Source organism: Sphingomonas sp. CCH9-F2, assembly GCF_001556735.1.
GTDB lineage: Bacteria > Pseudomonadota > Alphaproteobacteria > Sphingomonadales > Sphingomonadaceae > Sphingomonas > Sphingomonas ginsenosidimutans.
The window spans coordinates 1-452 of sequence record NZ_LSJO01000459.1; the positions used below are offsets into that span (position 1 = coordinate 1).

Sequence of the window (452 nt, forward strand, 5' to 3'; positions counted from 1 at the left end):
GCTGCGCGCCTACCCGGTGCCGCTCGCGCCCGATAAGGCTCCGAACCTCGTCTCCGGCCATGCCCTGTTCCAACAATCCTGCGCGTCCTGTCACGGCATGACGGGCAACGGCCGTGGCCCCGACGCCGCCAAGCTCGCGACACCCCCGATCGCCTTTACCGATGCCGAACGTGCGCGCCAGCGCAGCGTCTTCGCGCTCTATCAGGTGGTGACGCAGGGCATCGACGGGACGGCGATGCAGAGCTTCGCCGATCTGCCGAACGATCAGCGCTGGGCGGTAGCATTCCGAGCCGGGAGCTTCGCCTTCACGGACGCGCAGGCGCGCGAAGGCGAGCGGCTGTGGAAATCCGATCCGACCCTTCGCCGTCGCATCCCGGACCTGAAAACCCTGGTCGCACTCACCCCGGCCGCGCTCGGCGCGGCGATCGGCGACGCCAAGGCTGACGCCGTGC

1 protein-coding gene is annotated in these 452 nt (G+C 69.7%); it reads left to right on the plus strand.

The window, feature by feature from the left end:
- Positions 1-452, plus strand: a 452-nt coding sequence (locus AX685_RS12735) for a c-type cytochrome (RefSeq protein WP_156445792.1), incomplete at both ends; no start/stop codon positions are given.